At 28.1% G+C, this 13,350-nt stretch carries 13 protein-coding genes; 6 read left to right on the top strand and 7 right to left on the bottom strand.

The window, feature by feature from the left end; all coding sequences use genetic code 11:
- Positions 1–104: 104 nt before the first annotated feature.
- Complete coding sequence (locus tag ACFOWD_RS09540; RefSeq protein WP_377410084.1) at positions 105–845, top strand: hypothetical protein; 741 nt, start codon at positions 105–107, stop codon at positions 843–845.
- Between the two features lie 8 nt (positions 846–853).
- Here the strand turns inward: ACFOWD_RS09540 and ACFOWD_RS09535 are convergent, their stop codons facing one another.
- Complete coding sequence (locus tag ACFOWD_RS09535; RefSeq protein WP_377410081.1) at positions 854–1,363, bottom strand: DinB family protein; 510 nt, start codon at positions 1,361–1,363, stop codon at positions 854–856.
- Positions 1,364–1,409: 46 nt separating this feature from the next.
- Here ACFOWD_RS09535 and hutI point away from each other — a divergent pair, with 46 nt between their 5' ends.
- The 5 genes from hutI to secA all read left to right on the top strand — a co-directional run bounded on the left by hutI (position 1,410) and on the right by secA (position 7,618).
- Positions 1,410–2,642 (top strand): imidazolonepropionase, encoded by a 1,233-nt coding sequence (gene hutI / locus ACFOWD_RS09530; protein ID WP_377410078.1) that lies wholly within the window; start codon positions 1,410–1,412, stop codon positions 2,640–2,642.
- A complete protein-coding gene (locus tag ACFOWD_RS09525) occupies positions 2,642–3,136 on the top strand; it encodes a hypothetical protein (RefSeq protein ID WP_377410076.1) in 495 nt (164 codons plus the stop codon). Before hutI ends, ACFOWD_RS09525 begins: the two co-directional genes overlap by 1 nt.
- Positions 3,137–3,173: 37 nt before the next feature.
- Positions 3,174–3,746, top strand: coding sequence for a cob(I)yrinic acid a,c-diamide adenosyltransferase (locus tag ACFOWD_RS09520; protein WP_298993489.1), 573 nt, complete (start codon positions 3,174–3,176; stop codon positions 3,744–3,746).
- A gap of 167 nt (positions 3,747–3,913) precedes the next feature.
- The gene (locus tag ACFOWD_RS09515) at positions 3,914–4,135 is read left to right on the top strand and encodes a DUF2795 domain-containing protein (RefSeq protein ID WP_015479930.1); all 222 of its coding nucleotides are present in this window, start codon (positions 3,914–3,916) and stop codon (positions 4,133–4,135) included.
- A gap of 144 nt (positions 4,136–4,279) precedes the next feature.
- Complete coding sequence (gene secA, locus ACFOWD_RS09510; RefSeq protein WP_377410073.1) at positions 4,280–7,618, top strand: preprotein translocase subunit SecA; 3,339 nt, start codon at positions 4,280–4,282, stop codon at positions 7,616–7,618.
- Between the two features lie 63 nt (positions 7,619–7,681).
- Here secA and ACFOWD_RS09505 read toward each other — a convergent pair whose 3' ends face one another.
- From ACFOWD_RS09505 to ACFOWD_RS09480, 6 genes are all read right to left on the bottom strand, one after another.
- A complete protein-coding gene (locus tag ACFOWD_RS09505) occupies positions 7,682–8,653 on the bottom strand; it encodes a hypothetical protein (protein WP_377410070.1) in 972 nt (323 codons plus the stop codon).
- 4 nt (positions 8,654–8,657) lie between these two features.
- The gene (locus ACFOWD_RS09500; protein ID WP_377410067.1) at positions 8,658–9,269 is read right to left on the bottom strand and encodes a HEAT repeat domain-containing protein; all 612 of its coding nucleotides are present in this window, start codon (positions 9,267–9,269) and stop codon (positions 8,658–8,660) included.
- Positions 9,266–9,799, bottom strand: a complete 534-nt coding sequence (locus tag ACFOWD_RS09495) for an RNA polymerase sigma factor (protein WP_377410065.1) — start codon at positions 9,797–9,799, stop codon at positions 9,266–9,268. The genes ACFOWD_RS09500 and ACFOWD_RS09495 overlap by 4 nt, the downstream gene beginning before the upstream one ends.
- Before the next feature lie 123 nt (positions 9,800–9,922).
- Positions 9,923–10,612 carry a GTP cyclohydrolase I FolE gene (gene folE / locus ACFOWD_RS09490; protein ID WP_298993494.1) on the bottom strand — a complete coding sequence of 230 codons (690 nt, stop codon included), beginning with the start codon at positions 10,610–10,612 and terminating at the stop codon, positions 9,923–9,925.
- Positions 10,613–10,652: 40 nt separating this feature from the next.
- Positions 10,653–12,317, bottom strand: coding sequence for a histidine--tRNA ligase (gene hisS / locus ACFOWD_RS09485; RefSeq protein WP_377410064.1), 1,665 nt, complete (start codon positions 12,315–12,317; stop codon positions 10,653–10,655).
- 72 nt (positions 12,318–12,389) lie between these two features.
- Entirely contained in the window at positions 12,390–13,334 is a 945-nt protein-coding gene (locus tag ACFOWD_RS09480) for a YihY/virulence factor BrkB family protein (RefSeq protein ID WP_298993496.1), read from the bottom strand.
- Positions 13,335–13,350: the final 16 nt, after the last annotated feature.

Here is a 13,350-nt window from a genome sequence, read left to right as displayed (position 1 = left end):
AGTTTTTAACTTCGGTTTTTTGTTTTAATCAATTTAATTTAAACAAGTCCATTTTAAATATATTTTGTAATTTTAAATCCTTTTACCCTTAGAAAATAAATAAGATGACAAAAACCTACGAAAACACACTAAAACAAGTCATAATTTCTATTCTTGGTGCTTCTGATGATATAGATTATAATATTTCTAATGAATTAAAACGTAGGTGGCTAGAAAAAAGAAATCATGAAAAAGAAAAGAATGATGGCTTTTTATTTGAAAAAAGAATTTTGTTTTATGCCGATTTTATAGATCTAAGAACTATTGTTGAAAAAAACTGGAATGCTTTTGAAAAAGTATTTAAAAATAAAGATCGTTTTTTTGTGTTTTTTGATGAAGTCTATCAATTCAAAAACACTTTAAATTTAGGAAACAGTCTCACAAAAAGTCAAGAAGAATTATTATCAGGTATTACAGCAGATTTAAAAAATAGCTTTACTATTTTCTCAAATAAAAACAATAATACAAATGATTATTTTATAGCTATTAATAAAGTTTCTGATAACCTAGGTACTACTTGGTTTAGTAATAATTCAGATAACCCTAATAAACCAACTTTAAGTGTTGGTGATGATTATGAATTACTTATAGAAGCTAATGATCCAAAAGACAGAGAAATAGAATATGAAGTTTATCACTTTGCAGGTTCTTTAAGAATCAAACAAGAAAGCAATCGATTTAATTTTAAAATTACTGAAGATTTAATTGGCCTAAATACAATGTTAGTTGTTAAAGCAAATACACCAAAATCTGAATATAAAAATGAAAGATCTATAAAGATTTTCATGACAGTTCTTCCTAAGTAATGCTAGTTTTATAGATATCTTTCTTTATAAACTTTTAAATGATGCAATTGATGTCCAGAGAAAAGAAATCCTAATGCTCTAACAGACATATCATTTCCAGATGCATTTCCAATTCTTTGCAAGGCTTCTTCAGTAAAACTTTTATATAATTGAATTGTAGAGTTTCTTAAAGTCTGCATTTCATCTAGTAAATCTATAAAATTACGATCATTAGCATTATCATAACTTACAAATAAATCCTGATCAAAACCTGGTAAAGGGGTTTTATCATTTCTTGCAAAACATAATGCTCTATAACAAAAAACACGTTCTGTATCTATAATATGCTGTATTAATTCTTTGGTGGTCCATTTACCCTCTGCATATGCATAATTTTGTTTATCAATGGGTAAAATTCTAAATAATTCATCAAATTGAGTTTGGCTATCTTTAAGGTTTTCTATTATAGATTTACCATTTTTCTCTATTGGTTTTATGTACATTGCATAATAAGGTGCATATTCGTTTTTAGGAATCATTTTCTAGAATTTACGTAAGTTTGTTTTGCTAAAATAATCATTTTTAATGACGCAATTATTTATCAATATAAAAGAGTTAATTCAAGTTAGAGACTTAGAAGTTTTGAAGGTTTCTGGTACTGCAATGAAGATTTTACCAACTCTAAAAAATGCCTTTTTACTAGTTGAAGATAATACAATTATCGATTATGGTTTAATGCAAAATGCTCCTAATTCTATTGATAATGTTATTGATTGTAATGGAAAAATGATTTTTCCTACATGGGTAGATTCACATACACATATAGTATTTGCAGGTAATAGAGAACAAGAATTTGTTGACAGAATCAAAGGTTTAACCTATGAAGAGATTGCTAATAAAGGAGGTGGAATTTTAAATTCTGCTAAAAAACTACAAGAAACCTCTTTTGAAGATTTATATCAGCAATCTGCAAATCGATTAGAAGAAGTCATGACCCTAGGTACAGGTGCTATTGAAATAAAATCTGGTTATGGCTTAACTGTTGATGCAGAAATAAAAATGCTTAGCGTTATTAAAAAACTAAAAGAAAATTATAGTATTCCTATAAAATCTACTTTTTTAGGAGCTCATGCATTACCAACTGAATTCAAAAATAATAAACAAGAATATATTGATTTGATAATCAATGAAATGTTACCTAAAATCACCAAAGAAAATCTAGTAGATTTTATAGATATTTTCTGTGAAAAAGGGTATTTTTCAGTTGAAGACACTGAGCAAATTTTAGAAGCTGCAAAGAAATATGGATTAAGATCAAAAATTCATGTGAATCAGTTTAATAGTATTGGTGGTATTAAGATTGCAACAAAACACAATGCGCTTTCTGTTGATCATTTAGAAATTTTAAATGATGATGATTTACATTATTTAAAGAATTCTGAAACAATGCCTGTTGCACTTCCCTCCTGTTCTTTTTTCTTAGGAATTCCTTATACACCAGCTAGAAAAATAATTGATAATGGGTTACCATTAGCCTTGGCTTCAGATTTTAACCCAGGTTCTACACCATCAGGAAACATGAATTTTGTTGTAGCTGCAGCTTGTATAAAAATGAAATTAACACCAGAAGAAGCTATAAATGCAGCTACAATTAATGGTGCTTATGCCTTAAATATTTCTAACAAAGTAGGAAGTATAACTAGAGGAAAATTAGCCAATTTTATTATTACCAAGGAAATTCCATCTTATGGATTTATTCCTTACAGTTTTGGTTCTAATTTAATTGATTCAGTATTTATTAACGGACATAAGGTTTAATGCTATTTCAACTTTTTTCAAGAATAAAATTTTTACTTAGCTCTACAAACCAACATGGAGTTCACTCCCCTTTTGTCTTTAACTTTGTCATAAAAGGCTTATACAAAAAGTCAATAATTACAAATGAAATAGATAAATATCTTGAACTTAATTCTCTTTCTAAAAAAGAGAAAAAAATTCTTTCTAATATCATTACTTACTTTAATGTAAAAGAATTTTATTTTAATACTAAATCACAAATAAGTACTTTAAATAACGAATTTAAATTACTTTATTTCAGAAACTTAACTGAAGAAGAAATTATTAATTCTAATTTATTAAATGAAAATACAATTCTTATTTTTCATCAAATTTATAAGAGTAATAAATCTTTAAAATTGTGGAATAATTTCCTTAAAAAACAATCTAATATAGTAAGTATAGATGTATATTATTTTAGTTTACTATTCTACAGACCACAACAAGCAAAAGAGCATTTTAAAATAAGAGTTTAACACTTTCTTAAATATTTAAGTTTGTATTTTTGCTCTTATGAAAATTTACACAAAAACAGGAGATAAAGGTACAACTGCTTTATATGGTGGTACTAGAGTAAAAAAGTACAATCTTAGAATAGATAGTTATGGAACTGTGGATGAGTTAAACTCATATATTGGCCTTATAAAAGATCAAGAAATTAGTGATACAGTTAAAGAAGTATTGTTAAGAATTCAGAACGAGCTTTTTACTTTAGGTGCTATGTTAGCAACTCCACCAGAAAAAGAAACTCTAAAGTCTGGTAAAGAACGTTTAAACATTCCTAAAGTAAATGAAAACAGCATAACATTCTTAGAAAATGAAATCGATAAAATGGATGAGGAATTGCCTCAAATGACACATTTTATACTTCCTGGTGGTCATCAAGCTGTGTCATTCTGTCACGTTGCAAGGTGTGTTTGCAGACGTGCAGAACGTTTATGCGTAGAGTTAAATGATGAAGAAAATATTAATAGTGACATATTAAAGTATTTAAACCGACTTTCTGACTTTCTTTTTACGTTGGCACGAAAGTTGTCTAAAGACTTATCAGTAGAGGAAATTAAATGGATTCCTCAAAAAAATTAACGTTCTTTTTTTTATTGATATTTAAAGATATTAGATTTTTTTAATTCACATACCTCTGATTACAAGTGACTTAAACAACACTAAAATATCTTTAATGTATATTTCTTAAAAAAGACTTGCATAATTAAGTAAAAAAATTATTTTTGCACCAAATTAAACAGTAAGAAATGTATTGGACATTAGAATTAGCATCTTATTTAGCAGATGCACCTTGGCCAGCAACCAAAGATGAGTTAATAGATTACGCTATTAGAACAGGTGCTCCACTAGAAGTAGTAGAAAACCTACAAGATATCGAAGATGAAGGTGATGCATATGACTCAATTATCGAAATTTGGCCAGATTATCCTACAGAAGATGATTATCTCTGGAATGAGGATGAATACTAAATGAAAACATCAAAAATATAAAAGTCTCAAAAGAGGCTTTTTTTTTGGTTTTATAAGACATAAAACTATTAAAATTTTTAGTTTTATGGCTCTTAAAATAATAATCAAACATACAGTTATTTAATAACTGATAAAACATATAAAATGAGCATTTTAAACTCTGTAATTAAACTTTTTGTAGGTGATAAGCAACAAAAAGATTTAAAGATTTTACAACCAGTAGTAGAAAGTACTAAAAAATTTGAAGCAGAATTTGCAAAACTTTCTCATGACGAATTAAGAGGAAAAACCATTGAGTTCAAAAATAAAATTGCAGCAGCTACTGCAGAATTTAACTCAAAAATAGAAACTTTAGAAGAAGAAGCTAAATCTGCAGAAATAGATCGTCAAGAAGATATTTATGCTGAAATAGATAACTTAAAAGATGAAGCTTATAAAATTTCTGAAGAAGTACTATTAGAAATAATGCCAGAAGCATTTGCTGTAATGAAAGAAACAGCAAAACGTTTTGTAGAAAATGAAGAAATAGAAGTTACTGCAACTCCTTTTGACAGAGAATTATCTGCAGAAAGAGATAACATAACATTAGAAGACGATAAAGCTTATTGGGCTAATTCTTGGGATGCAGCAGGTAAACCTGTTACTTGGGATATGGTTCATTATGATGTACAATTAATTGGTGGTTCTGTTTTACATCAAGGTAAGATTGCAGAAATGATGACAGGTGAAGGTAAAACTTTAGTATCTACACTCCCTGTTTACTTAAATGCTTTAACAGGTAATGGAGTTCATGTAGTTACCGTAAATGATTATTTAGCAAAACGTGATAAAGCTTGGATGGGTCCAATTTTTGAATTCCATGGCTTATCTACAGACTGTATAGATTATCATCAGCCAAACTCAGATGCAAGAAGAAAAGCCTATAATGCAGATATTACCTATGGTACAAATAACGAATTTGGTTTCGATTATTTACGTGATAACATGGCTAGCTCTAAAGATGATTTAGTTCAAAGAGCTCCAAATTATGCAATTATTGATGAGGTAGATTCTGTATTAATTGATGATGCAAGAACACCTTTAATTATCTCAGGACCTGTGCCAAAAGGAGATGTGCATGAATTTAATGAATTAAAACCTTTGGTTGCTGATTTAGTAACACTTCAAAAACAACATTTAGTTAGTGTATTAGCTGAAGCTAAAAAGTTAATTGCAGCTGGTGATGATAAAGAAGGTGGTAAACTATTATTAAGAGTATACAGAGGTTTACCAAAAAATAAAGCGTTAATTAAATTCTTATCTCAAGAAGGAATTAAACAAATCTTACAAAAAACAGAAAACTTCTACATGCAAGACAACAATAAGTTGATGCCTGAAGTTGATGAAGATTTATGGTTTGTTGTTGAAGAGAAGAACAATCAAATTGATTTAACAGATAAAGGAATTGCACATTTATCAGAAAAAACAAATAACGATACTTTCTTTGTTTTACCTGATATTGGAGTAAAAATTGGAGAAATTGATGAATCTGAAGATGCTCCTGAGAAAAAAGCAGCACTAAAAGAAGAGTTATACAAAGACTTTAGTATTAAGAGTGAGCGAATTCATACTATGAATCAACTATTAAAAGCATATACTGTTTTTGAAAAAGATGTTGAGTATGTAGTCATGGATAATAAAGTAATGATTGTTGATGAGCAAACAGGACGTATCATGGATGGTCGTCGTTATTCAGATGGACTACATCAAGCCATTGAAGCAAAAGAAAATGTAAAGATTGAAGATGCTACACAAACTTTTGCAACTGTTACTTTACAAAATTACTTTAGAATGTATCGCAAACTTTCTGGGATGACAGGTACTGCCATAACAGAAGCTGGTGAATTTTGGGAAATTTACAAATTAGATGTTGTAGAGATTCCTACAAACAAGCCAATAGCAAGAGATGATAAAGAAGATTTAGTTTACAAAACTGCTCGTGAAAAATACAATGCTGTTATAGATGATATTGTAAAACTTGTAGAACAAAAAAGACCTGTTTTAGTAGGTACAACTTCTGTAGAAATATCAGAATTATTAGGAAGAATGTTACAAATGCGTAAAATTCCTCATAACATCTTAAATGCAAAATTACACAAACGTGAAGCAGATGTAGTTGCAGAAGCTGGTAAACCTGGGCAAGTAACTATTGCAACAAACATGGCTGGTCGTGGAACAGATATTAAATTAACAGAAGAAGTAAAAGCTGCTGGTGGTTTAGCTATTATTGGTACAGAAAGACACGATTCTAGACGAGTAGATAGACAGTTAAGAGGACGTGCAGGAAGACAAGGTGATGTTGGTTCTTCTCAGTTTTATGTAGCTCTAGATGATAATTTAATGCGTCTATTTGGTTCTGATAGAATTGCCAAAATGATGGATAGAATGGGATTAAAAGAAGGAGAAGTAATTCAGCATTCTATGATTACCAAGTCTATTGAAAGAGCTCAAAAGAAAGTTGAAGAAAACAACTTCGGAATCAGAAAAAGATTATTAGAGTATGATGATATCATGAACGCTCAACGTGAGTTTGTTTACAAAAGAAGAAGACACGCTTTAGATGGTAAACGCTTACAAGTTGATATTGCTAATATGATTTATGATACCTGTGAATCTATCGTAAATAGTAATAAAGGCGTAAAAGATTTTCAAAACTTTGAGTTTGAATTAATTCGTTTTTCTTCTATGACCTCTCCTTTCTCTGAAGAAGAATTTGAAAAGTTATCAGAAAAAGAAATTACAGATAAATTATACGAAATTATTACAGAACATTACAAAAACAAAATTGCTAGAAATGCAGAAATTGCATTTCCAGTAATTAAAAATGTTTTTGAAAATGAGGGTGATAGATACGAACGTATTGTTGTGCCATTTACAGATGGTATAAAAACATTACAAGTAGTTACTAACTTAAAAGAAGCTTACGAAAGTAATGGTAAATCATTAATAAATGATTTTGAAAAGAACATTACTCTAGCAATAATAGACGAAAACTGGAAAGATCATTTACGTAAAATGGATGATTTAAAACAGTCTGTACAAAATGCTTCTTATGAGCAAAAAGATCCTTTATTAATCTATAAGTTCGAGGCATTTGAATTGTTTAAAACTACTGTAGATGAAATAAATAAAGAAGTATTATCATTCTTGTTTAAAGGAGAATTACCAACACAAGATACTTCTCAAATATCTGAAGCTCGTCAACAAAAAAGAGAAAAATTAAATTTAAGAAAAGATGATGTTCAGAATTCTACTGAACAAGCTATTTCTAATTCTCGCCAACAACAACATGAGCCTGTAGAAACTATTGTACGTGAAAGACCAAAAATTGGTAGAAACGAAAGAGTTACTATAAAAAATGTAATGAGTGGTGCTGAAAAAGAAGTAAAATATAAACAAGCCATTCCTTTAATTGAAAAAGGAGAATGGGTCTTAAAAAACTAAAAATAAAAACCGTTTAGAAAATTCTAAACGGTTTTTTTTGGTTGAATGATTCATTCTTAATAATTATTTTTTTCTAAGAAACACTTCACCAAAACCAGCATTCAATTTCATTTTGGTTTTTCCTGCTCCAAATTTTAGTTTCATTTTGGTAGTTTTTTGCCAAACATCATTTACTTCTTCTTCCTCTAAAACTTTAAAATCAACATCACTATAAACAGACTTACCAATTACATCTACCATTAAACTTGATTTATTTGGAATTTGCATATCTATAAACCCGTTATTACTATAAATTGAATATAAATTTTTTGGATATTTCTTTTCGAATTCTACAGTTACATTACCTCCAATTGTGTTTACTACAACTGGCCCTGTAACATCTTTTAGTTTTATATTATTTACACTTGATGATATTTCTGTTTCACCATCAAAATTACTTAACGAAGATGGATTTTTACTCGAGAAAAAACGATATTCTCCTGACCTATCTCTATCTGTACAATTATTTGTTTTCCAATTTAATTTTAAAGTGTTAGGTATTTTTACCAAATAACTTTCATTACTAGTCATTATAAACCCAACTTGATTTTGGTCTTTAAATAATAATTCATCTCCATTTTGTTCTATAGTAAAATAAATCCCTAAATCAGAATTATTACTTTTAGTACCCAGTTTTTTTAGTCCTTTTTTACGTTCAGAATTATTACTTCTAAAAACTAATCTTCCTTTTACAATAGAGTCAGAACTAATTGATTGCGCTTTACCTACTCTTGCCAATTTATTTTTAGAAGAATTACTATAAGAGTATGTACCATTATTTCTAAAACCATTTACAACATAAACTGAGTTTTCTCCTTTTTTTTCATGTAAACTTTTTATGATTACTTCATCTCCATCATAACCTTCTATTTGAAAGTTTTTAGAAGAGCATATTTTTAAAGTTCCTTTGTTAAATTTTATTTTCTTTTCTTGGGCATTTAGTCCTAAAAAGGCAAATGCAATTAAGATTACTGTTATTTTTTGTAAATATTTCATTGTATTATTTTTTAATTTCTGCCATAGCTAAAGTTGCATTGTTTTTAACTATTGGAAAGGTTTGTTCACTATTTATAATTTTTTCAAGAGATTTTTGTGCACGGTTTTCTCTTAAAAAACTTACTGCTTTTATTAATTTTATTTGAACTAAAGGAACGTCTTCCTTTTCTAATGCTTTTATAAAACTTTTTCTAATTGACTCATTTTTAGGAAATTTAAGTAAAGCATCTATTGTTGCTATTTTTACATTAGTATTTTCGTCTTTATGTAAAATACTTAAAAGTGTTTCTATAATTTTATCATCTTCTTTAGCATATTCATCATTAAAAGTATAAACCCCTTCTAATCGTTTTCCTACAGATTCGTTTTCTAAATTAGAGAGTAATTGTTGTTGCTTTTTGTTAATTTCTGGCTGATTATTAAACCAAACAAAAGTGGCTATTAATAATCCTAAAGAAGCAGCAACTGCTATGAATTTTAAGAATACTACCTTTTGCTTTTTAGGTTGATGCAACTTATCTTTTAATAATTGCTCAAAATTAGCATCTGCTTTAGAAGACATTTTTTCCTCTTGGATTGCTGTTTTATTTTGATGGATAAATTCTTTTAATTTCATAATTCTTTATTTTTTATCAATTTTAAAAGCTGCTGCTTTCCTCTTCTAAATTGATTTCTAACTGTACTTTCTTTAATGTTTAATAGCTCACCTATTTCTCTATGATTATAGTCTTCTATTAAATACAAAGACAAGACTGTACTATATTTATCTTTTAGTTTATAAATGCAATTTTTAATATCAATTACTGTTGTTGTACTAGAAATTTCATCTTCAACATCTTCTGGTTCATTTTCTAAGATTTCTAATTCATCAGTAATTATAAAATTATATTTAGATCTAGCTAAATCTAAAGATTTGTTAATTACTATTCTTTTTAACCAACCACCTAAATTTGCATCTTCTTTTAAATGATGTATTTTTTCAAAAGCTTTTATAAAACAATCTTGCACAATATCTTCTGCCTCTTCTCTATTCTTTAGAATTCTTAAAGCTGCTCCTAACATCATATTTTTATAAGCATTATAAACTTCTATTTGAGCTTTATAATTATTCTGTTTGCATTGTTTTATAAGTTGATTTGTATTCAAAAGTTGGTTAAAGTTTGTTTACACTATAAGAACGGAAAAATTTTAATTGTGTCGCAAAAAAAATAAAAAAAACCGTTAAGAAAATTCTTAACGGTTTTAAAATTTATTGTAATTAATTGATTATCAATCGAAATCAGTTTCTAATTTAAGGTAATCTAAAAATTCTCTTTTGGTATCTTTTTCTTTAAACTTACCACCAAATTCAGCAGTTACTGTAGAACTTTCAATGTCTTTAATTCCTCTAGAATTTACACATAAGTGCTTTGCATCTATTACACATGCAACATCTTGTGTGCCTAATGCTTCTTGCATTGCTTGTACAACTTGCATCGTTAAACGTTCTTGAACCTGTGGTCTTTTAGAAAAATACTCAACAATTCTATTCATTTTAGAAAGACCAATTACTTTACCATCAGAAATGTAAGCTACATGTGCTCTACCAACAATGGGTAATAAATGGTGCTCGCAAGTAGAATAGACAACTATGTTCTTTTCTACTAACATTTCACCATAATTATAGTTATTCTCGAAAGTAGATGCAGATGGTTTATTTTTAGGGTTTAATCCCATAAAAATCTCATTTACAAAGGCTTTTGCCACTCTTTTTGGAGTACCTTGTAAACTATCATCTGTTAAATCCATACCTAAAGTGTGTAAAATATCTTTAACACTTTCTTGAATTTTACTAATTTTTTCTTCGTCAGAAATATCAAAAGCATCTGCTCTTAATGGAGTTTTTGCAGAAGTACCTACATGGTTTTCTCCTATTTCTTCTAACCTTTCGTCATTCATTTTGCTGCTTATTTCAAACATTTCAATCGTAATTTTGAGAATGCAAATTTACGTTTTATTTCTAATGTAATTCGTTAATTAATTCTGAAAGCGAACATTTTGTTTGCTCACCAGAAATCATGTTTTTTAAAGTATATACTTCGTTTTCAATTTCTTGAGACCCTACAATAACTACAAATTCAATTTCACGCTTGTTAGCATAATTCATTTGTTTTTTCATTTTTGCAGCATCAGGAAACAATTCTGATTTTATGCCTTTTGCTCGTAATTTAGAAATTGCTTTCATAGAATACAAAGCTTCATTTTCTCCAAAATTAACAAACAATACTTTAGGCTTAGGTAAATCAACAGATTTAAACAAACCTAGCTCTTCTAAAACCAAATATATTCTATCTAACCCAAATGAAATCCCTACACCAGACACATCTTTCATTCCAAAGATTCCTGTTAAATCATCATATCTTCCTCCACCACCAATAGAACCCATTTTTACTCCTTTAGGGGCAGCTACTTCAAAAATAGCTCCTGTATAATAATTTAATCCTCTTGCTAAAGTTACATCTACTTCTAAATTAGCAGATTGTAAACCTAAAATTGTAACAGTATTAATAACAAAACGCAACTCCTCTACTCCTTTTGTACCTTCTTCTGATTTAGCTAGCATTAGTGCTAAAGCATCTAAATTTTCTGAGTTAGTACCATTAAAAGAAAATAAAGGTTGTACTTTTTCAATAGCTTCTTCAGTGATTCCTTTAGAGAGCATTTCTTCTTGTACTTTTTGCTGACCAATTTTGTCTAATTTGTCTAAAGCAACAGTAAAATCGATTAATTTATCTTGAGCACCAATAACTTCAGCAATTCCTGATAATATTTTTCTGTTATTGATTTTAATGGTTGTTTCTGATAAACCTAATTTTGTAAAAACAGTATCATACAATTGAATAAACTCAACTTCTTGCCATAAAGATTGACTACCAACCACATCTGCATCACATTGATAAAATTCTCTAAAGCGACCTTTTTGTGGTCTGTCTGCTCTCCAAACTGGTTGTACTTGATAACGTTTAAAAGGAAATGTAATTTCATTTTGATGTTGTACTACATATCTTGCAAAAGGAACTGTAAGATCGTATCTTAAGGCTTTTTCTGAGATTTCAGAAGAAGCTTTATTTAAATTATTTTTAAAATAATCTTCTATACTTTCTCTTACTAATAGTCCAATTAAACTATTTGATAAATCTTTATTTTTATTATAAAGAGACTGAATATAAATTGTATAAAATCTTCTAAGACAAGTTTGTTTATCAATAAAATATTCATCAAAATATAAAGTATTAAATATAGAATTGATATTTTTATCACTTAAAAATTTATCTTCGTCATTAAATAATTCTAAGTTATCTTTTAAGTAAGATTTACTATAATTAATAAAGTTTTCGTAGGAAGCTCTAATTATTGAATTTATCCTAAGTAAACTAGTAAAAAAATAATCCTTTTTTTCCAACTTATTTAGATAATCCCCAGAATTTAAAATCTTAAAAATGAGTCTATCACCTTCATCACCATATTTACCCATTAAGGTTTCTGAATTTTCAAAACTTGGAGTTTCAATAGGTTGAAATCCGAAAGTTTCAAAAGCAGTTTTAATCGTATTTATAATATATGTACGATTTGCAACTTCTGTTGGTGAAAAATCTCTTGTTCCTTTTGGGATGCTTGGTTTCATGTATAATCTTTAGATTTTCTCTTTAGGTGTAAAAACACCTTTAAATTTAAAGCTGCAAATATCGTGAAAATCTTACAAATTATCTGATGTAGAAATAGTTTTATTTCTTTTGCGTAAAGTAGCAATAGAAGCATTTAACTCAAAGCCTAAGAGTAAAATTATTGCATTTAACCAAATGAATAACATTAATATTAACAATGTTCCTATAGAACCATACAACTCATTGTATTTGGCAAATTCATTAACATAAATACCAAATAAATAAAAAGTGAGAATAGAAAGAATAGTTGTTAATACTGCTCCTGGAGAAAAAAATCGAGATTCTTTACCCTCTTTAACTCCATAATGATATAACATAGATACTGTAATAAAAATCATAGTTAAGAATATTAAAGCTCTACCAATTTGTAACCAAATTAAATTATCTTCTAACCATTGTAAACCTCCTCTTTCTTTAATATATAGCTCTAAAAATGTTATGATAACAACTGTAATAATTAAAAACACAACAATAATTAAAGAAACTAAAACTGCTATAAAATACGCTCTAAACACATTTCTAACTTCTTTTATATGGTAAGAATATTCAAAACCACCAAAGATTGCATTTACACCATTTGCCATTAGAAAAAGTGATACAATAAAACCAAAAGAAAGTAAGCCTGAATATTGATTTTTTATAATATCTTCTATAACTGGCCCAATTAAATCATAAGTTTTTGGAGGTAAAACATCTGTAATAATAGATAGTAATCCTTCTTGAAAACCATCTATTGGGATATAAGGGATTAATGTAAAAATAAATAATAAGAAAGGAAAAATAGCCATAAAGAAGCTATAAGCAATACCACTTGCTCTTGTGGTTAAAGCTCCCTCAATAATTCCAATAAAATACATTTCTAAAACATCATAGAGAGACATCCCTTCTAAACCAGGAATTTTAATTTTTTTTCCTATTCTTACTAAAACGCAAACAATTGGAATTTTATCTAATTTATCTTCTATTTCTTTAGTCATATAAATTGTCTTTCAG

The sequence above is a fragment of the Polaribacter marinivivus genome (assembly GCF_042651285.1).
In the GTDB taxonomy this organism is placed as follows: Bacteria; Bacteroidota; Bacteroidia; order Flavobacteriales; family Flavobacteriaceae; genus Polaribacter; species Polaribacter marinivivus.
Note: the sequence above shows the minus strand (reverse complement) of the source record. Positions and strands in the feature narration are given on the sequence as shown.